We start from the raw sequence: 22,078 nt of genomic DNA on the forward strand, positions 1-22,078 counted from the left end.
TGAATCTGAATCTAGCATCAGAAAAGTCGAGCCGAACTCGCGCGCCCAATCCCCTCACCCCGAAAGAGGCCTCACATGGCGATGATGACCAGGGACTCCTACGTCGCGTCCCTCGACGACGGTCGCCGGATCTTCGCCGAGGGAGAGCAGGTCAAGGACCTTTCCCGGCACCCGCAATTCGCCACCGCCATCGAACTCGTGGGCCAGGGTTACGCCGACTACTACCGGCCGGGCGATGATGCGAGCGGTCCGTACTTCGACATCCCGCGCAGCCCTGCCCAACTCAAGGAATTGCTGTCGGACCTGCTGCACTGGGACATGGTCACCGTCACCACCAGCCAGGGCTTACTCGCGCTGCTGACCGCGGCCGCCCGCATGCGCGCCGATCACCCCGAGGCGTCCGCACGTATCGAGGACTATTTCGACTACTGCCGGCGCAACGACCTGCGCTGCGTGCAGGCCATCACCGACGCCAAGGGCGACCGTCGGCTGCCGCCGGGGGCGCAGGAGGATCCCGACGTCTACACGCGGATCGTCGAGCGCCGCCCCGACGGGGTCGTCATCCGTGGCGCCAAACTGCACATCTCGTCGGCGGCGGTCTGTCACGAACTCGTCGTCATGCCCACCAAGAACATGAAACCGGGCGAGGAGGATTACGCGATCGCGTGCGCGGTGCCGGTCAACGCGCCGGGCGTGCGCATCGTCAACACCAGCTACGCACCCCGTGAGCGCGAAGGCGACTTCCCGGTCAGCGCGAAACACAATATGCCCGAGGGCTTCATCATCTTCGACGACGTCTTCGTCCCCGCCGAGCGGGTCTTCCTCGACGGCCAGGTCGGCCATTCGGCGACCTTCGCCCACGCGCTCGGACTGTGGGAGCGTCTCGGCGGAACCGCCCACATGTCGGAGTTCGCCGATCAACTCGTCGGGCTGGCGCAGCTGATCGCCGAGGCCAACGGCACCGAACGCATCAACCACATTCGCGAGAAGATCGCCGAAATGGTCATCTACGCCACCATGGTCCGGTCCGGCCTCGAGGCGGCGATCGCCAACGCCGAGGAGAGCCCGGAGGGCTGGTACTTCCCGAGCGAGCTCTACACCAATGCCGCGAAGCATTACGCCGCAGCCGATTACAGCCTGATGGTGCGACATCTCCATGACATCGGCGGCGGCTCGATCCTCACCGCACCGTCGACCGCCGACCTCGACAACGACGAGGTGGGCCCGCTGATCAAGAAGTACATGCGCACCAAGGACGGCATCGACGGCGATTACCGCACCAGACTGTTCCACGCCATCCGCGACTTCACCGCCGACGCCTACGGTGGCTGGCAGCTGGTGACGATGCTGCAGTCCGGCGGCGGGCTGTACGCGCAACGTCTGGTGGCACGCAAACACTACGACATGGACAAGGCCAAGCGCGCGGCTCTGGAGCTCGCGGGATTGGCATGACGCTCACCGGGATTCCCACAGGGCTCGACGCCTTCGCCCGATATCTGCGACGTCGTCTTGCAGACCTGACCGGTGAGTTCTGCTCTGCCGCAGAAGATCCCGTCACCGATGATTTCGGAGGCGACCGGATCGCGGCGGTAGAAGAGCTTCGTGCGGGTCACGAGGAGGTGGTCGCGCGGATGCGCCGACTGCAGGGGGCGCTGTTCGACGCAGGTGTCGCATGGCCCGGCGGGCCGGTCGACCTCGGCGGCCTCGGGCTGTCCGCGGCACACGACGAGGTCTTGGAGAACGTCCTCGATGAGCTCGGATTCCCTTCCAGGGAAGCGCTTTTCGTCGGATTGAACATCGTCGCGCCGGCCCTGCTCCGACACGCGCCCGCGCACTTGCGCGACTCCGTGCTGCCCGCGCTGTTCCGGGGCGATCTGATCGGCTGCCAGCTGTTCAGCGAGCCCGGCGCCGGATCGGACCTCGCGTCGGTGACCACCCGTGGGGTGCGTGACGGTGACGACTGGGTGATCACCGGTCAGAAGGTGTGGACCTCGATGGGCCATCTCGCCGACGTCGGCGAGGCCCTGGTGCGCACCGATCCCGAGGCGCCCAAACATGCCGGCCTCACCATGTTCCTGCTCGACATGCACGCCCCAGGGATCACGGTGCGCCCGATCCGGCAGATGACCGGTGGAGCGGCGTTCAACGAGGTCTTTCTGGATGGGGTCCGGGTCTCCGACAGCCGCCGGATCGGGGGGATCGGTGAGGGCTGGGCGGTGGCCTCGACGAGCCTGGGTAGCGAGCGGTCGACGATGAGCGGACCCGGTGGACCGTTGACGCCGGTCGTGATGACGCGGCTCGTCGAGTTGGTGCGCCGCCTCGACGCCGAGGCGGATCCGGTCCATCGGCCGCAGATCGCGCGTACCGTGACCGCCGTGACCGCCATGCGTGCCGCGGCCGGGCTGAGCCCCGGATCGTGGAGCCACCGGATGGCGCCGGTCAGCGGATCGGTGCTCAAGTTGCTGATGGTCCGCGCCGCCGACGAGATCGCCCGCCTGGCAACCGAAGTGCTCGGGGAGCGGGCATTCGTCGACAACGCTGGCCCCGACACCTTCGCGTGGTCGGAATTCATCCTCGGCGTCCCCGCCCTGCACCTGGCCGGCGGCACCGACGAGATCCAGCTCTCCGTGATCGCCCAACGCGGACTCGGGTTGCCCCGCCGATAGTTTCCGGCACGACCGTGCCGCACCACCCACGAAGGAGTGTCGAGATGGAGTCGTTCATCACCCACCGCAAGGGCCGGACGCCTCGTCAGGTTCACCGCGACGTCGAGGACCTCAAGGACGACGAGCTCGGCCGCTACGGGTTCACCGGGCGAACCGCACACCTGTACCGCCGCAACGACCCGACGCAGTACCGTGCCGTCGGAGATCTCGCCGGGGTCGACCGCGCGACAACGGATCTGACGCCGACCGATCAGATCGATCCGGCCGGTGAGCCGCTGCTCATGTTCTACAACGCCGATTGTCGGATCTCGTTGTCGCGTCGAGACACCGTGGCGCCCTTCTACACCCGCAACGTCGATGGCGACGAGTTGATCTTCGTCCACGACGGCACCGGTCATTTCGAGACCGAATTCGGGCGACTGGCCTACCGCCCGGGCGACTGGGTCTACCTCCCGAAGGGCACCACCTTCCGGCAGATCCCCGACGATCGCTGCCACTTCCTGATCATCGAGGCCACCGAGGAGTACCGGGTCCCCGACGCCGGCGTGCTGGGACGTTTCTTCCCGTTCGACCCGTCGTTGGTGGTCGTGCCCGAGGCGGAGGTATTCCCCGACGACGGGCGCGAAGAGTACGAGGTGCGCTTCCGGCAGCGTGAGGGCGCCACGTCGCTCTTCTACCCGTTCAACCCGCTCGACGTCGAAGGCTGGCGCGGAGACAACTTCGCATTCACCTTCAACATCGAGGACTACGACGTGATCACCTCCGAGACGGTGCATCTGCCACCGACGGTGCATCTGTTCATGCAGGCCACCGGCGTGTACGTGATGAACTTCCTGCCCCGACCCGTCGAAGGCCGCCCGGGCACCGAACGGTTGCCCTGGTATCACCGCAACACCGACTTCGACGAGATCGCCTTTTATCACGGCGGCAGCGTCTTCGGCATCGACATGCCGCCTGGTCTGATTTCGCATGCGCCACAAGGAATCCACCACGGCATCCCCGAGCGTGCGCGCGAACGAGCCCGGCGCCGATTCGAGGTCGACCAACGCGTCGAATGGCAGGTCATCGCGATCGACACACGTCTTCGGCTCATCGCCACCCCGGTGATGACGGCCGCAGCTGCCGCCGAGGTCGCCGCGGAGGCACAGGTATGAGCCCCACGGATTCGACGGCGCGCAGATTCGACTACGACCGCATCCCCTATCTCGTCGTCTTCGACGACACCTCGGCCTACCGGGACACCTACGGCGGTGTCACCGAGAGCGTGGTACTCGAGAGTTATCTGTTGCAGCCCAAGGGAATCAGCTCGGACACCGTTATCGTGTTCATGCACCCCATCGGCGGTGGAGCCTATCTACCGATGACCAATGCGCTCGCTCGCGCCGGCCACCACGTCATCTACTGCAACAGCCGCTACCGGGGTGTCGACAGCGCGTTGATCATGGAGAAGGTCGTCCAGGATCTCGGCGCGTGCGTCGCCGATGCCCGCGATCGGCTCGGGTACCGCAATGTCGTTCTCGCCGGGTGGAGTGGCGGCGGAGCGTTGTCGCTGTACTACCAGCAGCAGGCGCAACATGCGACGGTCACCGCGACCCCCGCCGGCGAGCCGCCCGATCTGACGCAACTCGACCTGCCTGCGGCGGACGGGATGATGTTGCTCGCCGCGCACGTCAGCAGGCACGGCACGCTCACCGAATGGACGGACCCGTCGATCCTCGATGAGACCGATCCCGACAAGCGTGATCCCGAACTCGATCTCTACAACCCGAACAACCCGAATCAGCCGCCGTACACCGACGACTTCGTCACCCGATACCGTGCGGCCCAGATCGACCGGAACCGGCGCATCACGGCGTGGGTGCGTGAGCAGCTCGACGATCTGCGGGCCAAGGGAGAACCGTTGATGGAGCGGGGATTCGTCGTGCATGGCACGATGGCCGACCCCCGGTGGCTCGACCTCACCCAGGACCCCAACGATCGTGAACCGGGTTGCTACCTCGGCGACCCGAGGATCGTCAACATGGGTCCGGTGGGCCTGGCCCGCTTCACCACTTTGCGGAGTTGGTTGTCGCAGTGGAGTTTCGACGACGCCAATGGCGATGGGCCGCGGTGTGCCGCCGATTTGGCCGTGCCCACGCTGGTACTCGGCAACAGCGCCGACAACGCGTGCACGCCAAGCCACACTCAACGTCTCTACGACGCCGTCGGCCACCCGGACAAGCAGATGCACACCATTGTCGGTGCCACCCACTACTATTCGGGTCGTGCCCAGCTGCCGTACCTGAAGAAGGCGGTCGACACCATCACCGAGTGGCTGGGCGAGCGGTCATGGACGAGTCTCTGAACAGCTCCCGTCCGGCCGGCACCACACCCGACATCTCGCCGGACGAGGTGCGTGCCGCCCTGCGCGACTACTTCGCGACCCGACCCGGTCTCGACGAGGTCCGCCGCACCAGGGATGGCCGGCAGCCGAGTGGATTCGACGAGAGCGGCTGGCGGACGCTCGCCACGGACGTCGGGCTGTGCAGCTTGGGTATGCCGCTGCGGTGGGGTGGTCTGGGGTTGGGTCTGGATTGCTTGGTGGCCGCCGTCGAGGAGTGTGGAGCCGCCCTGTATCCCGGGCCGGTGCGGGCCGCCGTGCTCGCGACTTGGGCGCTGGGTGAGGGGGGCCTGGGTGAGAGCGCTCTGGGTGAGGGCGCTCTGGGTGAGGGCGCGCTCGGTGAGGGCGCGCTCGGTGGCCTCAATGATGCCGTCGACCTCACCGGAACAATCGAGGGTCTGCTCGCTGGTATGGTCGTCCCCGGGTCGACTCTCGACACCGAAGTCACAGAGCCACAATCTCTTCCGCTCTGGCGTGCCGGCGCGGCGACCGGTGTGCTCTCGGCAGTGTCGCACGGTGTTGTTGCCGGGCTCGCGGTCGCCGAGGTGCGCACCGACGACGGCGTTGCCGCCGCGCTGGTGATACTCGACGACTCCGCCGACCGGAGATCCCGAACCACCGTCGACTTCGCACTGCCGCGCGCCGATGTGACCGTCACAGGTGCGCCGGCCCTGCTCATCACCGAGCCGGGCGATGATGCTGCGCTGCAACGATTCCGCGATGCGTCGACGCTGCTGCGGGCCGCCGAGAAGGTCGGCGGGGCTCAAGGATGTGTGTCGTTGATGGTCGAATACGCCGGAGTGCGAGAGCAATTCGGCCACCCGATCGGCAGCTATCAGGCCATTGCGCACCGGTGCGCGCAGACCGCGGTCGACGTGGTCGGTGCCCGCGGACTGGTGACCGCGGGCGCCGCGGCGCTGGACCGTGCGACGTTTGCCGACCCCGATACCGCGGTGCACCTCGCATCACTGGCGCATGCCGCGGCCGGTGAGACCTATCTGGCGGCGTCGAGCTCACTCATCCAGGTCAGCGGAGGTATCGGATTCACCTGGGAACACGACGCGCACCTCCACTTTCGGCACGCTCGAACCCTCGCGGTGGCGGGCGGAACCCCGGCGGAGTACTACGACCGTGCGGTGTTGGACGGATGCCTGGACCTCGTGACCTCAGGAGTGGGAGGCAAAGAAGCCGTGAATCCAGTCGAGATGGCGAGCGGCTAAGCCGGGTGCTCCCAGACGGGCGTTGCGCCCGTGGAGAAGTGGCGAGTCATCGGGCAGGTGGAGCACGTCGGCGGTGGTGATCGAGGCGTACTGCACCCGCCGGGTGCGGTCTCGACGGAGGTCCTCGTAGTCGGCGCGCGCGGCGTCGAGATCGGTGCCCGCGGCGAGTTGGTCGGCGAGGACGATGGCATCCTCGATGGACTGGTTGGCGCCCTGACCGTGGTGCGGGACGAGGGCGTGCGCGGCGTCGCCGAGTAGCGTGATGCGGCCGTGGTTCCATCGCGCGAGCGGCGGGCGGTGGAACAACGCCCAGCGATCCCCGACAGGGGCCGCCTCGACCATCTCCGTCACCGCCGGATGCCAGCCCGAGAAGTGCTTCATCCGTTCGGAATCAGTGGCCGGCGCAGTCCAGGCAGGGTAGGGCCACGGTGCCGGGCCCCGTTCGACGAGCAGGAAATTGTGTGCGCCGGATCCGATCGGGTAGTGCAGCAGGTGTCCACCCGGCCCCATCCAGAACTGAATGGCCTCCGGGTCGGGTAGCGACCGTAGGTGCGACGGGTCGACGATGCCGCGAAAGCCGGAGCAGCCCGAGTAAAGGGCGTCGTCGTAGCCGAGCACGAGTCGTCGAACGGTGGAGTGGGCGCCGTCGGCACCGATGACGAGATCGGCTGCGGCGGTAGAGCCGTCGTCGAAGGTCAGAACCGCCTCGGTACCGCTGTCGTCGATGTCGGTGAGCGTGCGGGCGAGATGCAGGGTGTCGGGACCCACTGCCTCCGACAGGATGGCCTGGAGATCGGCCCGGTGCACGCCGGCGTAGGGCGCGCCGTAACGGCGGCGGTACTCCTCGCCGCCGTAGTGCCGGCCGATGACCTCGCCGGAGCGGCCGTCGCGGAAGATCAGTTCGGGAATCTCGGCCCACACCTTCGCGAATCGGTCACCGAGTTCGAGCCGACCCTCATAGAAGCGCGTCGCGTTCGCCGACAGCGCGACGGCTGCACCGACCTCCCGCAATTCCTCGGTGCGTTCGTAGATCTCGCTGGCGATGCCATGGCGACGAAGCGCGAGTGACAGCGTCAGGCCGCCGATTCCTGCGCCGATGATCGCGATGCGTGGGCTGTGCACGTCTGAATCCTCCGCCTCGGCTACCGCCGAGCAGAGGACACCTTCGGTTGCAGTGGCACCGTCGCCGCCTCGACAAAGCTCGCGGCGAGTGTGGCGGGCGACGACAGTTGTGCTTCGTGGCTACCGGGGGTCCGCAGCATCGGTGAGCCCTCGGGGAGGCGCCCGGCGAAGCGTTCCCAGCCGTATTCGCCTGGGGGCAGCGCCAAGTCGTCCTCAGCGAGCAGATACACCGAGGGAAGTGCCAGCCGCGCCCAGTCATCGAGGTCGAGCGAGTCATTCATGGTGTGGAACGGCTGGCGTTCGAGGAGCGGGTGGATCACCCGCTGAACCTCGGCGCCGACGTCCTGCATGAACGCTCCTGCGAATACCTCGAAGGGAAACATCACCGAGTTGTCCCGCGACGACTGGGCCGAGGCTCGGAACATGTCGCCGTAGGCGGGCGGGCACAGATCGATCAGTGATTCGCCCGTGAGCGGAACGAACGCGCTCCAGTAGACGAGTCGCTCGATCCGATCGGCGATCGCCGCGGCAGCGCCGGACAACGGGAACCCGCCCCAGCTGTGCCCCACGAGGACGATGTCGTGCAAGTCCCGAGTCTCGACGTAATCAACGAGCGCTGCAACGGAATCCGACAATCGAACGTCCGCGCGGGCGTCCTCGGCGCCGAGTCCCGGCAACGTCGGCGTGTAGACGGTGTGGCCCTGTTCGCGCAGGATCTCGGCGACCGGTCGCCAGGACCATCCGCCGTGGCAAGCACCGTGGACGAGAACGAATGTGGACATGTGCGACCTCTCAGCTGTGATCCACCCCATACCTCTGCCACGCTAGGTCTGCCATCCATGTAAGACAAGGACGGAATATCGCAGTATTCATACGATGTGGCGATCAATGCCGAAATGGTCGCGGTGACAACCGATCTGGTGTGACACTCGGTCGATCCCACACGCGGTTGATCACACACTCAATGCCGACCTCTTGACCTTCCCGGTCGCCGTGCGGGGCAGTTCGTCGAGGAACACCACCGACTTGGGTACCTGAAAACGCCCGAGACGCTCGGTGCACCAGGCGATCACGTCGGCTTCGCTGATCGGTTCCGTGGCGACCACCGCCGCGCACACCCGTTGGCCCCAATGCGGGTCGGGTGCGCCGAACACCGCACATTCCTCGACACCCGGCATCGCAGAGAGGACCTCCTCGACGACCGGCGGGTGGACGTTTTCCCCACCGGTGCAGATCATGTCGTCCGAACGGCCCTGCACATACAGGTAGCCGTCGTCGTCGAGAAAGCCGATGTCACGGGTGTTGAACCAGCCGTCGACGAGCACCCGCGCAGTGGCATCGGGATTGTCGAGATAGCCACGGGTCACACAGGGCGAGCGAAACCACAGTTCGCCGGACGCGCCGGCCGCGAGTACCGACCCGTCCGGATCGCGGACCTCGACATCGATACCGGCACCCGGTTTTCCGGCTGAGGACAGTCGCTCGGGGTGATCGCCCAGGTGATCCTCGACCTCCAGAAAGGCCACGCCGCCACCGGTTTCGGAGAGGCCGTAGACCTGTGCGAACTCGCAGCCGAGGAGTCCGATGGCGTCACCGAGCAGTTGCTGGGTGATCGACGAGGCGCCGTAGCCGACGTGTTGCAGCGACGGAAGCGCACGGGGGTGCTCGCGGAGTTCGCCGAGAAGCGAGTGGATCAGGGTGGGCACCATCAGCGTATGGGTGATGCCTTGCTCCTCAATGGCATCGGCGATGCCGGCCGGAGAGGTGTCGGCGATGTAGACCAGCCGCATCCCGATGTACATGCCGTAGTTGGCCCAGGTTGCCCCGGCAGCATGGAAGTTCGGTGGGATCACCAGCGCTCGGGAGTTCTCGTCGAAGCGATGGACGGCCGCATAGGGCAGCGTCGCCTCGATCGCGCCGCGGGTCAACGGCACCGCCTTCGGATGTCCGGTCGATCCCGAGGTGAAGTAGATCAGCGCCTCGTCGTCGGCGTCGGTATCCATCGCCGCACGGTCGACCCCGGCGCCACCCGCCGACACAACTGGTGGCCACGATACGTCGTCGGAGGCCACCCCGGTCCGGCTCGGAACATCCAGGGCGGCAGCAAGTTCCGAATAGTGCGCCTCGTAGACCAGATGGGCGGGACGCACCGCCCGCGTCATCGCGGCGAGATCCGATGTCGGCAGACGGAGATTGAGCCCGACGATGGACGCGCCACGGCGCCACGCGGCCAGCACGGTGATCGGATACGCGGCGACATTCGGTCCCAACCACGCCACCCGATCACCGCGCCCGACGCCCTGTGCCGACAGCGACGCGGCCAGCCGATCGGCGGCCGCATCGAGATCGCTCCACGTGAGGTGGCGATACGGGTCGACGACGGCGATGTCGTCGGCGTGCTCGCGGGCGCGCCGACGGACCGCGGCATCGATGCTGTCGTGGATGATGGCCTGTGCGGTCATGGCGGAACCTCCGAACATGTTGATTCTGAAACTGAGTCTAGATTTAGAAACAGTTCTGCGTTCGGTTACGGTCAGATCGGCCGGTCCCGTAATCTCCAATCCGGATTCACGCGCGGCGTGACCACCGGCATGAACGGACACAGAGAGAGCGGCGATGGCGACCAAGCGCAAGGGTGAGCGCACCGAGGGGGCGCTGCTCGACGCCGCCCGCGAGGTGTTTGCCGAGCAGGGCTATTTCAACGCCAAGATCGCCGACATCACGCGCGCGGCGGGCCGTTCGCCGGGATCGTTCTACAACTACTACGAGAACAAGGCGCAGTTACTCGACGCCCTCCTCGACCAGTTCACCGGTGAGGTGATGGAGCAGTCGATGGCCGCGATGTCCGACGACCCGTACCAGAGTGTGCGCGGTGCGGTCACCGCGTACTGGACGACGTCGCGCCAGCATCTGCCGGAGATGATCGGGCTGACGCAGATGGCGATGACCGACGAGAGGTACGCGCAACGGGCGCGCGAGATGCGCGCGGTCGGGATGCGCGGGGTCATGACGCATCTCAAGCGTGCCCGCAAGACCGGCCACCTGGCCGGGATCGACCTGCCGACGATGGCGTCGGCGATCATCTCGATGCTCGAATCCTTTTGCTGGACATGGCTGGCGGGCAAGGGCGATATCGGTGTCGAGGCGCCCGACGACGAGACGGCGATCGCCACCATGACCGCGCTGTGGTACGGCGCGATGTACGGCCCGACGGACTGACGTCACGCCGGATCGCGTGCGTCAGGCCAGATGCCGTGCCGCGTGCGGCACCGCATCGCGTGGGGTCTTGCCCTGGAATCCGTCACCGATTGCGCGCAGCTTCCACTCCCCGTTCTCACGGGAGATGACCGCCATCGTCACCCCGGTGAACGCCATCCCGCCGGCAAGCGTGAACCGGGCCAACTCGGCGCCCGTGGTCTCATCGACGAGGCGGCAGTAGGCGTTGTCGACCTCCTGGAAGGTCTGCCCCTGATACGAGGTGACGGTGAAGACGAGATTGTCGATGGCCGGGTGAATCGCGGTCAGATCGACGTTGATCACCTCGTCGTCGCCCTCGCCCTGACCGGTCAGATTGTCGCCGGAGTGCACGATCGAGTTGTCGTCGCTGCGCAGGCTGCCGTAATAGACGACGTCGGCGACCTGCCCGCGGCTGAACATGAGCACCGAGGCGTCGAGGTCGATGTCGCGTTGACGTCCGCCGAAGAACCCACCGCGCTTGATCGGGTCCCATCCGAGGCCCATCCGGATGCGGGTGAGTGCGACGCCACCGTCCTTGCGCAGCGACACCTTCTGGCCCTTGGACAGATCCACGCGCCGATTCTTGGTCAGGCTGACCTCGCCGGGCGCGCTGGGCGGCGCCGGTGCCGGGGGAGTCGGCGGCGGCGGAGGTGGCGGGGCGAATCCCTGCGGTGCGGGACCCTGCGGAGTGAATCCCGGTGGTGGCGGGGCATATCCGGATGTCGGCGCGGTTGGCGGTGGGGGTGGGGTCACCGGGGCGGCCGGCGTCGGGGCCGGCGCATCGTCGACCGAGACGCCGTGATCACGCACGAGGTCGGCGAATCCGCCCGCGTAACCCTGACCGACCGCGCGGACCTTCCAGCCGCCGCCGCGCCGATACAACTCGAGCGCCACCACCACCGATTCGGAGGAGAGCCCGTCGATCGTGTACGTGAACAGCTCGATGCCGCGGGCGTCGGTCACGTGGGCGACCGGAGCCCCGAGTCGGCCGAAGCTCGACGACGCGTCGTCGAGGGTGATCACCGCGCGTACGGCGTGGATGTCGGCGGGCACCGCGTCGGTCCGGACCCGCAGCACGGGTCGGTTCGTCGGATTCTGCAGGTCCACGCCCGGTCCGGTGGGCTGGTTGTAGAACACGAAGTCGGCGTCGGTGCGAACCCTCATCGTGTCGGTCACCAGCAGGGCCGACAGATCGGCGGGATCTCCCACGTCGACGGAGACGAAGGCCTCGCTTCCCGGCAGTGGTGCGTTCTGGCCCTTGGTCAGTACGGTCATGCCCCCATCCTGGCATCCGCGCCGACACGGGCGAGGAACCATTCGACGATCTGCTCCCCGCCCAGGGCACCGGGATCGGCAGTGATCGTCAGATCGGGGCGCATCCAGCCGATCTGGTCGAGTTCGCCGTGGCACGGTCGGACGGCCGCGTCGGCGTAGGTGAGCAGGTCGATGTCGAGGCGGCCGTCGCCGGCGGCGTAAACCTCGTTCCCGGCGGCCAGCGTGCCGTCGTCGACGAGCCGCTCACGGACGTGGGCGAGTGCCGCGGACTTGGTGACCTCGCGCGGCAGCGCATAGATCTTGCGGCCTTGCTGCGAGACCGTCCACTCGCGGGCCGCGCACCAGGCGCGCCAGTCGTCGAGGAAGGCCGTGGGCTGAGCATCGAGGTCGACGACGATGTAGCAGAAAAGATCGTCGGCGGTGCGCAGCGAGCGCACCCAACCGTCGTCGATGCGGGCCGCCAGCCCGGCGGTCACCTCGGCCAGCGGCGCCGACGTGGCGGCGACGCGCCGCTCGATCCGGGTCCGCCACGCCGCGTCGTCGGCGCCGTCGCACAGCACACGGCCGCCGCTGGAGACGACCGCATGGCGAAACGAACTGCCGGGCAACGTGATCCGCCCGAACTGCGCCGGGGTTCGGGTCGTCACCGGGATCACCGGCACCAACTCGGTGAGCTGTGCCAGCAGGCTGTGCGCCCGGCGGGTCATGTACGAGAGCGGCGCGTCTTGATAGATCTCCACGCACACCGGATCGACGTCGGCAAACTGGCTCTCGCCCATCGCCGTTCGGGAGTAGATCAGGGTGCGATCGAGATCGGTGGCCACCAGGCCGGTGGCGCACTGTCCCGGGGAAGCAGGGCCGCTCACGCATCCTCCTTGACGAGCCCGACGCAGGAGTAGGCCAGATCGGAGCGCACCTCGACGGGAACGCCACGTTCGGCGGCGAGCACCCGGATGTGGTGGTGTTCGGGCAGATTTGGTTCGCGGACGAGAACCATCCAGGGCACGCGCCGCAAGAGCACGCGGGTGGTCTCGCCGACTCCGGGTTTGACGAAGTTCACCGACGACACCCCGTACTCGTCGCGTAGGCGCTCCATCGACGCCCAGCCGGACCACCGCGGCTCTCGGGCACTGTCGAGGATGCGCTCGATACTCCTCCGGACATCGGGCTCCACATCTGCGAAACGCTCGGACACGGTATCCAGGAACAGGTTCGACACGTCGCACTCCCGGAGGTGTTGGTAGAACTTGGCGCCGTGGAACTCCCCGGGACCGATGTGGTCGGCGTTGAGCACCGTGCGCGACACCAATCCCGACACCGTCGAGTTCAGGCACGCCGAGGCGATGAGAAAATCGTCGCGGGTGCCGTAGGTGCGGGTGCACGACCCGGGATCGGCGAGGACGGCGAGTTCGTCGGCCAGCCGCGCGCCGCCGGCCCGGACGTAGGCGTCGAGGGCGTCGGTGAGCTCGCGCGCGATCGCGCCCTTACCGGTCCACCCGTCGACGAAGACCACCGACTCGGGTCGGTGCCGTGCGGTGATGTGGTCGAGGGCGACGGTGTCGATGCCCCGATCCCGCACGATGGAGATCGTGTAGTGCGGTGTGTCGAGGCCATGCGCGAAACGTATCCACCGCCGCATCAGGATGCCGACGGGGGTGCCCGCACGCGCCAGCGACACCAGCGTGGGCTGCCGATCACGTTCGGCGACAACCAGTTCGCTCACCACTGCGGTGGCGTGCGCGAGCCGGGCAGCGGACTCCCGCAGAGCGGTGTGGAACAGCTCCTGATACTGCGCGCCCGGCTGGTACTCGATCGGCAGGGACTCGGCGTAATGGGCGGCGCCGGACTGGATGCGACGCTCACGTTCGGCCAGCTCACCTTCGAGCGCCACGTGCGAGAGGTCCTTCAGCAGCCAGGTGACCTCGTCGGGGGCGTACGACCCGAACGCGGGCCCGCGCAGCGGCGGTGGTGCTGGTGTGGTCATCGGAGCCCCTTGCCGGTCGGGAGGATCGCCAGGCACACGTCGTGACCCGCGGCGGTCACCACGTCGAGCAGCCCGCCCGGCGCGCGCAGCAGGTCGGTGTCGGCGGGCGCGTCGATGACCATCACCACCGTTGCCCCCGGCACCAGGTTGTAGACGAAACGGGGTGTCCCCGGGTCGGATTCCGGTGCGGTGAAAGTGAACCCGCGACGCAGCGGGTAACCGTCGACGTCGCGGACGTGTGCCGGTGAGCGGGTGGTCGTCTGATATCGCGTCGGGATACCGCGCCGGTCGAGTTCCTCGGCGAGGCACAGCGGCAGGTACATGAGCTCTTCGTGACCGACGACCACCACCTCGAGCGCCGGATCGAGGTGGTCGGCCACTGCCGTGGTGGCGTCGGCGACCGCATGAGCGAAAGTCTCGGAATCGCTGTGCGCGAACCCATGTCGGCCACCATCGGGTACACCCGAGGGCCACGGCAGAGCGATCTCGGTGACGCGGCCACGTCGCTCGTCGACCGGGTTGAGCGGGTCGGCGACGCTGTCCCACACCGCGTCGACGATCCCCTCGGGCAGCTCGATGCTGCCGTCAGCGAGTGCGACGTGATCGATCCGGACACCGAGTTCGTCTGCGACGCGCGCGGATTCGGCACGGTGGGGATCGGTACGCATGTCCACCAGTGACGCCACTACATACCGGCCGCGCGGCGTGATCCGCTGCAGCGCGGTGATCGCGCGTAAGGCGGTCGAGCCCGTGGAGATCTCGTCGTCGACGAGTATCACGGGCGCCGCCGGGTCCAGTGACAACAGTTCGGGCGAACTCGGTTGCAGCAGATGAGTGGTGGCGTGCGAGTGGCCCTCCTCGAAGGTCCCCGACACCCGAACACCGGCGATGCGTCGCCGCGTGGAGTGCAGATACAGTCGCGCCGAACAGCGGTGAGCCACACAATGTCCGAGGCCGGTCGCGGTCTCGGCGAACCCGAGCACCGTGGCACGCGCCGCGAGGTCGGCACCGACAAGCTCGATCACGGCGTCGCCGAGGGCGTCGGCGGCACCACGAACCCGGGCGGGCGGGGTGGGGATGTGCTTGCCCAGCACCGTCGACACCAACAGGTGCGCCCGGCGACGGTTGCGCCGCAGCCCGAGGATCACCAGATCGTCGGTACCGGTCATCGACACCCCGAACTGCTCGGTCACCCAGTCCGCCGGCCGCGCGGCGGTACCCATGTGGCTCGGTGAACTCACGCGGCGTCCATCGCGGTGAGCAGGTCGACGAAGTTGACGCCCGGTGCGGTGACGCCGAATGCGGCGGCCCGGTCCATCACCCGCTCGGCCCACTTGCGGTGCGGTTTCATCTCATTCATCTTGTTGCGGTACGCAGACGCGGCCACCCCGCCGGTCGTGCCGGCCAGGATGTCGACGGCGTCGTGATACTCCTCGTGGGTCACCACGCTCAACGCGTGCACCGGTGCGACGTGTGCCGGGTGGATGACGGTCTTGCCGTGCATGCCGTTCGCGCGGTCGAGAGCGATCTCGCGGAGGAGGCCGTCGATGTCGCGGCTGACGAGCTGCTGGCGGAACCAGACCGCGTCGTGATCGCGGAACGGGGTCGTGCGCAGCTGCGGGGCGAAAAGGCGCTCGTGATCGGCGAAGTACTCCCACACCGGCCCGGTGATGACGTGACCGGTCCCGTCCGCGCGGCCGAGGATGTTGACGACGCAGGCGATCGCGTCGGCCGCCACCCGCACGTCGTAGATCGTCAGATCGCGGTCGCGACGAATGCCGAACAGCCCGCACATGTCGGTGGCGCCGATCCGCACCGCCAGCACCTGATCGCGGTGATCGTCGAGAGCTGTTGCAATGGTGGCTAATTCGTCATCACGCGATTCCCTGTGCACCAGCGCCGCCGATTCGAGTACCGGCATCGCCCACAGGTGACCGCCCAGACGTCGCGCGGACCGATTGATCTCCTGCAACGCCGTATCCGCCTCGCCGGCACTGAATTTCGGGATCACGAACCCGGAGAGCGCCCCGGCGGACTCGAGCTTGGAGGTGATGGAGGAGATCTGGGCGACCTCCCGGACCCGCACGAACAACAACATCTGTCCGGCCGAGGAGCCGTCGAGCTGGTGCAGGGCGGCGACGGTCGCGTCGATCGCCTTGTCGGAATGCTCATCGGCGACCGCGTCCTCGAGGTCGATGACCATGGAGATGACGCCCTCGCGATGACGTCGTGCGATGACCTCGGCCAGGTCGGGGCGGGTGGCCGGAACGTAGAGCGTCGCACCCAGGGCGACGGCGGTGCGTTGCGTCGACCACTGGGTCGTGATCGGCTCGGGCCGACGCAGGAACAGCCGGTCGAGGACGTCGGGAGCGAGCTGGTGAAAATGCCTCGGGCCGGTGACTTCGGTCGAGTCGGCGACTTCGTGCGTCGAGTCGACACCCCGCGGCGCGGTCGTGGTCATCGTGCGGCCACCTGTCCTCTCATGCGGTCGACGATCTCGACGATGCGCTGGTCCACGGCACGCAGCTGTGTCAGATACGACCAGTAATCGGGGTGAACCCGGTCGAGCACCCCCCGCGCCCTCGAGATCCGGTCGGCCTGAGCATCGAGCACCGAGCCCCATTCGTCAACCAGAGCGTTGTTGACCGCGAAGTGTTGTGCGTCTCGTAACCGGAACCGCACCCGCTGCTCGGTGGCCGCCGGATCGGCGCGCACCTCACGTAGCAGTCGTAGCCGATCACCGACGGCGTCGACAGCCTGCTCGGCGGCGTCGAGATCGTCGCGGGCGGCTTCCGCATCGTCAATGGCCTGGTCGGGCATAGTGCGCAAAGCGGTCCGGGCCGTTTCGAGGTGGGCGTCGGCGGCCCGCAGGTGCTCGCGGATGACGGCGTCGGAGTTTTGCAGATCCTGCGAGCAGTCCCCACTGAACTCGCGTCGCAGGGCCGAGAGTTGGTCGGGGATCTGAGCCTGGCGGGTCTCGATCGCGCTGCGTCGGGTGTCGACCGACCGGATGACGCGCAGGGCGCGATCGGCGAAGCCGGGAGCGTCCGACAACGCCGACCCGACGCGTTCGGCGGCAGCGAGCACCGCCGTCGCCGCCGACTTCCGGGAGCGGATGCCCTCGGCGTTGCCGAACGAGATCGTCGCGTCGCGCAAGGCGTCGGCGGCGCGGGAGACGATACGCAGCCCGATGAGCTCCGGTGGGGCCTGATCGAGTGCGGTCGCCGACGTCGTCGCCGCGACCCGCGCGCGTTGCTCGAGCACTCCGAGCTCGGTAACCGAATGTCGGGCACGGTCGAGTTCGGCGGCGTGGGTCTGCCCGAAGCGGCTCATCTCCTCGGTCATCGCTTCCAGCGCATCCGTGCAGCGTGAGAGCTCCTCGACGCCCGGGCGTGGTCCCTCCGGCGCGCTCGCCGCGGCCGAGAGGCGGAGATACTCGGCGGTCACTTCGGCGTAGCGCTCACGGACCGAGATCCACTGATCGCGGACGCGGGATCGGGGATCGAGATCGTGGGCGGTCTGTACCGCGGAGTCGATGTCGGAGAGTGCGGATTCGGAGGCGAGGAACGCCGACGTCATTCGAGTTGAGTACGCACCGAGATCGGCTTGTGCACGTGAGCTGGCCCCGAACCATCTCCTCGCAAACTTCCTGGGCACGCCACCGATGCTATCGACTAGGTTCTTCGGCAGGCGTGTCGTATCGGACGAACGGCACAATCGCGAAGGGGTGGCGTATGCAGCTCGTACAGCGTTCCAAACGGGTGGTGGAGGCCCGGCTCAACAACTCGGCGGTCCGGGCACTGTCGGGGTCGATGGTCGCCTATGAGGGACAGGTCAACTTCAAGTCCGCCGGATTCGGTGGTGGCGATGGACTTCTCGCCGGGATGAAGCAACGTGCCACCGGTGAGGGACTGTCGTTGATGGAGGCCTCCGGTAGTGGCGTGGTGTACTTCGCCCACAACGCCGCCGAGACCACCATCATCGAGATGAACGGTGAGACCCTGCAGGTCGAATCCCAACAGTTGATGGTGCTGAACGGGAATCTGCAGACCAACGTCACCTTCGCCGGGGTGCGCGGTGCGACGGCGGGTCAGGGGCTGTTCACCACCACCGTCACCGGCCACGGTCAGATCGCCTTGCTCTCGCAGGGCGGCCCACTGATCCATCTCGAGGTGAGCCCGCAGTATCCGCTCGTCGTGGACCCCGACGCCTTCGTCTGCGCACGCGGCGCATTGAGCCAGTCCTTCGTCACCGACGTCAGCTGGCGCAGTGCCCTGGGACAGGGTGGCGGAGAAGCGTTCTCGCTGCGCTGGGACGGTACCGGCGTGGTCTCCATCCAACCGGCCGAGCGATAGGGGAGCACCGACATGTTCCAGAAGGTCAACAGCAAGGTCGTCTCGGTCGACATCAGCCGCAGCGGGCCCGTCGTCGCGCGGCGCGGGGCGATGCTCTTCTACACCGGCAACGTCTTCTTTCAACCACACCAGGTCGCCGGTGCCCCCGGCGGGATGGGCGGCATGGGTGGAGTCGCGGGCATGGCCGGGCGGATGATGTCCGGTGAACACGAGTCGACGATGATCGCCCAGGGACAAGGCGTGGTGCACTACGGCTTTCGTGGGATCGAGGTCCAGGTCATCGACGTCGGCGCCGTCGGCGGGATGATCCGCGTGGAGGCCTCACGCACACTCGCCTACACCTCGAATCTGCAGGCGTCCATCGTGTCGGTGACTTCCCAGGGTGGCGGTGGTGGTGGTGGCGGTGGACTACTGCGCTCGATGCGGTCGGCAGCCGCCGGGGCGATGACCGGGCAGGGCATGTTCACCACACAGCTGTCGGGGCCCGGGCAGGTCGTGATCCTCGGTCACGGAGGGGTTTTCGAGCTTCCCGTGTCACCGGATCGGCCGCCGGTCACCGTCGACCCCCAGGCCTATGTCGGGGCGGCAGGGCAGGTCAACACCACTCTGCGATCCACCGTCAGCTGGCGCAACGTCGGCCGAACCGGTGGTGAGGCAATGCAACTGGAATGCGCCGGGCAAGGCGTCGTCTACGTACAGGCATCGGAGGAGAAGTTGTGAGCCAGCTCAACACCGTCTGGAATCCGGCGACCCTGCCGACCGACGACAACATCGCCGACAACGACTACTCGTTCTGTATCGACCTCAACCAGCCGTGGTTCATGTCCAAGGGCGCGATGATCGCCTACTACGGGCAGATGAACTTCACGGCACTGACCCACGGCCTCTCCGGGCAGCTCTTGCACATGGTGGCCCAACAGTTCTCGGCTCCGCTGCACCTGGGCGACTACGTGGTGGCCGAGGGTCAGGGCAAGCTCATCATCGGCGACCGCGGCTACAACATCAACGCCTACGACCTCGACGACGGCAACCTCACCATCCGGGCCGCCAATCTCCTTGCGTTCCAACCACAGTTGTCGCTGCAGCAGTCGATCGTGCCCGGCTTCCTGACGCTCATCGGTACCGGGAAGTTCCTCGCGTCGTCCAACGGGCCGGTGATGTTCGCCGAACCGCCGGTGCGCGTCGACCCCGAAGCCCTCGTCGGGTGGGCTGATTGCCCGTCGCCGAGCCATCACTTCGACGAGGCGTGGGTGAACTCCTTCATCGCCGCCGCCGGCCGGCGCTTCGGCATCAACTCCGGCGAGGAGCGCCAGTTCGACTTCACCGGCAGCGGAACGGTTCTCATCCAGTCGAGCGAGAAGGTTCGCAACGACACCTCCATCGTCCGGACCATCCAGGGCCACCTACCCGGGCTGTCGGTGCCCGGACTGCAGCAGATCAATCAGGAGATCACCCAGCAGCTGGGGCAGCAGCAGTAGGGAGGCCGCGGCGGGCGGTATATGGCGTACTCGTATAGCCACCCACGTCGACTTACTGAAGCAACGAGCTATTCACTGTCGTGAGGATCGGAATGAAGCGGGGGTGTTTGTGATCCCGCTTGGCGAGAGGTTGAAGGGGACAACTGCGTGGTTGCGAGGCGTTCAGTATCTGGTGTTGATGACCGACCTCTATCAAGCCGCGCAATCCGCAAGGATGCGTCGTCAGCTGTCAACGAATCGCGCGCAGCGCGAAGTGCGGCAGCGAATTCCTGAGCACTGTGAAATCGAGTTTCGTAATCCAATTGCGTTGCGCGGACAAGTGCTGGACGAATCGGTTCAGGGATTAGGTGAAGACGCTCCAGGGTGAGTGGCTGCATCAATTTGTTTACCATCAAGAACGCTGACGAGGCAGGAGGCCTTGCTTGTTCTCCGGTCAAGATTTCATAGAATAGAATTCCGGCACAGAATACTTCGGATTCTGGCCTCACACCCTCGTCCATTACGCTCTCCGGCGCCATATACGGAAGGGTTCCGATTACTGTTCCAATATCAGTAATCTGAGAATCTTTGAGGGGCTTGGCGATTCCAAGGTCGATGATTACCGGGTTGAGGCTTTCCTCTCGAACAATAATGTTGCTCGGCTTCAAATCTAAACGGTGTACATCTGCAGCAGCGCAGGCTTGTACACCTTCCAGGATCTGTAGAAACAGATCAAGCCCCTCGTCAACACTGAATCCGTTTCTCCTTTCACTTGCCTGCCGGAGCGTGTCCCCATTTATATACTCCATCACGAGATAAGGCGACTCGCCGTCATCTGAAAAGTGGAGGATTTGTACTACGTTAGGGTGGCGCACTCGCTCAAGCATCGCCGCCTCTCGCCGTAACCTCGCCACCGCGAGCGGATCATCCGTCACCCATTGCGGGAGCATTTTGATCGCAACATCATCATCGGTGTCCAGATCACTGCCTAGGTACACCGTTCCCATTCCGCCTTGCCCTATTACTCGACGAAGCTGGTACTTGCCGTCCAATATTTTGATAGGAGGTAGAGATACTTCAGCTAGATGAGGTGTCTGACTAGGATATCCGGGACTCGGAGAATTTCGAGTACTGCTAGGGGAGAGAACAGGCGGGACCTTATGATCAGGCTGTGGTTCGGCGGATTGTTCTTCCACATGCTTTGTACCCGGAGCCGTCAGGGCGACGCCGATATCGCGAAGCTGATAGCGCACCCAATCCTGGAGAACAAACACGGACTCTTCCCGTCTTCGAATGTCGCCATAAGCGGTGACAGTACTGCTCGATGGTTGTCTGACAACCCTCAATATTCTCTGATCGGTTAGATAAGAAAGGAACTCCAGAGCGAACAACTTAGATATCCTCAGGACATCGTCGAAAGAAACTCCGTCCTCCGAGGCGAGAATATCCGAAGCCGTGAAAGGCGATCCTCTTGTTTCAAGGACGCAGTCCATAAAGTAGAGAATTGATAGTTGACGCCGGTCGTACTCGAGAGCATCAAGGTCTTCAAAGTTCCGACGCTCATAGCGATCCATAAAGCGTCGAAGCTTAGCAAGGAGACTTGCAAAGAAGTCGATAGTGCTCCGGCTCCTCTGGGGAGAGTAGAAGTATGGAACTCCGTCCCTCCAGGTTATAAGCTGATTCACTTCTTGCCAGTATTTACGCGCAATTCCTCGGCAGCGATATTCCAGATAGCTTTGAAGGTTGTTCGGTATGGCCCAGGGCGACGAAGCAGGGGGGTTTCCGAGGAGACTCGATATCTGTGGGTTCCAGACACAGGGCACGTACATTCGGAAACCAAAAATTGTCTCGAATACTCCAATTCCGCGCTGGGACTCTTGGTTGACCCTGTCCAGTAGATCTACTCCGCCCACTAGGATAAAATGTGGCCCGTCGGCCGTCAGCAAGTTCTTCAAGCTTCCGAGCAGAGACTCCAGCGCGTCGGATCCCCCGTTATCCCCTGATTTGAGGGTTGTCAGCTTGTCAACTTCATCTAACACGATAATGGGGTGGAATTTCGTTACCGATGTTTGTTTACGCAATCCGAAATATCCGGATCTAATATTGACTACATGATCGCCTGCAAAAAGACGGAAGATCCGCATTAGGTCGTACTCCGCGTCAGTTTCGGAGTACGATAGATATGCGTCTTCGAGTCCAGTGCTTGACGTCCGCTTGCGACCACCTTCGGCCTTTGGGCCGGAGCCAACCGTCAAAGAAGCCGAAGCCTGGGACTCCGTTGATGAAGAAATGGTTGATTTACTAGCCATGTAGGTTCTCTTCGCCGCAAGAGATAGCGCGTCTCGAAGTGCTAAACTGCACAACTGAAACCGATTATCGATC

At 65.7% G+C, this 22,078-nt stretch carries 19 protein-coding genes; 9 read left to right on the forward strand and 10 right to left on the reverse strand.

Annotation, left to right across the window (positions count from 1 at the left end):
• Nucleotides 1-75 precede the first annotated feature (75 nt).
• Genes P3L18_RS25910 through P3L18_RS25930 form a run of 5 tightly spaced genes read left to right on the forward strand, consistent with a single transcriptional unit; the run spans nt 76 to nt 6,266 of the window.
• Nucleotides 76-1,452 (forward strand): 4-hydroxyphenylacetate 3-hydroxylase N-terminal domain-containing protein, encoded by a 1,377-nt coding sequence (locus P3L18_RS25910; protein ID WP_276115738.1) that lies wholly within the window; start codon nt 76-78, stop codon nt 1,450-1,452.
• Entirely contained in the window at nt 1,449-2,666 is a 1,218-nt protein-coding gene (locus P3L18_RS25915; protein ID WP_276115739.1) for an acyl-CoA dehydrogenase family protein, read from the forward strand. The genes P3L18_RS25910 and P3L18_RS25915 overlap by 4 nt, the downstream gene beginning before the upstream one ends.
• 44 nt (nt 2,667-2,710) lie before the next feature.
• Nucleotides 2,711-3,820 carry a homogentisate 1,2-dioxygenase gene (locus P3L18_RS25920; RefSeq protein ID WP_079931887.1) on the forward strand — a complete coding sequence of 370 codons (1,110 nt, stop codon included), beginning with the start codon at nt 2,711-2,713 and terminating at the stop codon, nt 3,818-3,820.
• Nucleotides 3,817-5,010: an alpha/beta fold hydrolase gene (locus tag P3L18_RS25925; RefSeq protein WP_079931886.1), complete on the forward strand. Its 1,194-nt coding sequence runs from the start codon at nt 3,817-3,819 to the stop codon at nt 5,008-5,010. The genes P3L18_RS25920 and P3L18_RS25925 overlap by 4 nt, the downstream gene beginning before the upstream one ends.
• Entirely contained in the window at nt 4,995-6,266 is a 1,272-nt protein-coding gene (locus tag P3L18_RS25930) for an acyl-CoA dehydrogenase family protein (RefSeq protein WP_276115740.1), read from the forward strand. Before P3L18_RS25925 ends, P3L18_RS25930 begins: the two co-directional genes overlap by 16 nt.
• Here P3L18_RS25930 and P3L18_RS25935 read toward each other — a convergent pair.
• The 3 genes from P3L18_RS25935 to P3L18_RS25945 all read right to left on the reverse strand — a co-directional run bounded on the left by P3L18_RS25935 (nt 6,213) and on the right by P3L18_RS25945 (nt 9,850).
• Complete coding sequence (locus P3L18_RS25935; protein ID WP_276115741.1) at nt 6,213-7,388, reverse strand: FAD-dependent monooxygenase; 1,176 nt, start codon at nt 7,386-7,388, stop codon at nt 6,213-6,215. The genes P3L18_RS25930 and P3L18_RS25935 overlap by 54 nt on opposite strands.
• 20 nt (nt 7,389-7,408) lie before the next feature.
• Complete coding sequence (locus P3L18_RS25940; protein ID WP_276115742.1) at nt 7,409-8,170, reverse strand: alpha/beta fold hydrolase; 762 nt, start codon at nt 8,168-8,170, stop codon at nt 7,409-7,411.
• A 171-nt stretch (nt 8,171-8,341) separates the two neighbouring features.
• Nucleotides 8,342-9,850 (reverse strand): AMP-binding protein, encoded by a 1,509-nt coding sequence (locus tag P3L18_RS25945; protein ID WP_276115743.1) that lies wholly within the window; start codon nt 9,848-9,850, stop codon nt 8,342-8,344.
• Nucleotides 9,851-10,004: 154 nt separating this feature from the next.
• Between P3L18_RS25945 and P3L18_RS25950 the strand changes: the two genes are divergently transcribed.
• Nucleotides 10,005-10,607: a TetR/AcrR family transcriptional regulator gene (locus P3L18_RS25950; protein ID WP_079931881.1), complete on the forward strand. Its 603-nt coding sequence runs from the start codon at nt 10,005-10,007 to the stop codon at nt 10,605-10,607.
• Nucleotides 10,608-10,628: 21 nt separating this feature from the next.
• Here the strand turns inward: P3L18_RS25950 and P3L18_RS25955 are convergent, their stop codons facing one another.
• The 6 genes from P3L18_RS25955 to P3L18_RS25980 are packed head-to-tail and all read right to left on the reverse strand — an operon-like array spanning nt 10,629 to nt 17,463.
• Entirely contained in the window at nt 10,629-11,900 is a 1,272-nt protein-coding gene (locus tag P3L18_RS25955) for a TerD family protein (protein ID WP_079931880.1), read from the reverse strand.
• Entirely contained in the window at nt 11,897-12,766 is an 870-nt protein-coding gene (locus P3L18_RS25960) for an HAD family hydrolase (protein WP_276115744.1), read from the reverse strand. The genes P3L18_RS25955 and P3L18_RS25960 overlap by 4 nt, the downstream gene beginning before the upstream one ends.
• Nucleotides 12,763-13,884, reverse strand: coding sequence for a cysteine protease StiP family protein (locus tag P3L18_RS25965; RefSeq protein ID WP_276115745.1), 1,122 nt, complete (start codon nt 13,882-13,884; stop codon nt 12,763-12,765). The genes P3L18_RS25960 and P3L18_RS25965 overlap by 4 nt, the downstream gene beginning before the upstream one ends.
• Nucleotides 13,881-15,125: a phosphoribosyltransferase family protein gene (locus tag P3L18_RS25970; RefSeq protein ID WP_276115746.1), complete on the reverse strand. Its 1,245-nt coding sequence runs from the start codon at nt 15,123-15,125 to the stop codon at nt 13,881-13,883. Before P3L18_RS25970 ends, P3L18_RS25965 begins: the two co-directional genes overlap by 4 nt.
• Nucleotides 15,122-16,345, reverse strand: a complete 1,224-nt coding sequence (locus tag P3L18_RS25975; protein WP_276115747.1) for an HpcH/HpaI aldolase/citrate lyase family protein — start codon at nt 16,343-16,345, stop codon at nt 15,122-15,124. Before P3L18_RS25975 ends, P3L18_RS25970 begins: the two co-directional genes overlap by 4 nt.
• The gene (locus P3L18_RS25980) at nt 16,342-17,463 is read right to left on the reverse strand and encodes a hypothetical protein (protein WP_276115748.1); all 1,122 of its coding nucleotides are present in this window, start codon (nt 17,461-17,463) and stop codon (nt 16,342-16,344) included. Before P3L18_RS25980 ends, P3L18_RS25975 begins: the two co-directional genes overlap by 4 nt.
• A gap of 155 nt (nt 17,464-17,618) precedes the next feature.
• Here P3L18_RS25980 and P3L18_RS25985 point away from each other — a divergent pair, with 155 nt between their 5' ends.
• Genes P3L18_RS25985 through P3L18_RS25995 form a run of 3 tightly spaced genes read left to right on the forward strand, consistent with a single transcriptional unit; the run spans nt 17,619 to nt 19,717 of the window.
• Nucleotides 17,619-18,239 carry an AIM24 family protein gene (locus P3L18_RS25985; protein ID WP_123927137.1) on the forward strand — a complete coding sequence of 207 codons (621 nt, stop codon included), beginning with the start codon at nt 17,619-17,621 and terminating at the stop codon, nt 18,237-18,239.
• A 12-nt stretch (nt 18,240-18,251) separates the two neighbouring features.
• Nucleotides 18,252-18,959: an AIM24 family protein gene (locus tag P3L18_RS25990; RefSeq protein ID WP_276115749.1), complete on the forward strand. Its 708-nt coding sequence runs from the start codon at nt 18,252-18,254 to the stop codon at nt 18,957-18,959.
• Nucleotides 18,956-19,717, forward strand: coding sequence for an AIM24 family protein (locus P3L18_RS25995; RefSeq protein ID WP_020172986.1), 762 nt, complete (start codon nt 18,956-18,958; stop codon nt 19,715-19,717). The genes P3L18_RS25990 and P3L18_RS25995 overlap by 4 nt, the downstream gene beginning before the upstream one ends.
• 68 nt (nt 19,718-19,785) lie before the next feature.
• On the opposite strand, the gene P3L18_RS26000 is transcribed toward P3L18_RS25995, so the two are convergent.
• Nucleotides 19,786-22,005 carry a serine/threonine-protein kinase gene (locus tag P3L18_RS26000; protein ID WP_276115750.1) on the reverse strand — a complete coding sequence of 740 codons (2,220 nt, stop codon included), beginning with the start codon at nt 22,003-22,005 and terminating at the stop codon, nt 19,786-19,788.
• Nucleotides 22,006-22,078 lie beyond the last annotated feature (73 nt).

Source organism: Gordonia sp. N1V (genome assembly GCF_029269935.1).
GTDB lineage: Bacteria > Actinomycetota > Actinomycetes > Mycobacteriales > Mycobacteriaceae > Gordonia > Gordonia polyisoprenivorans.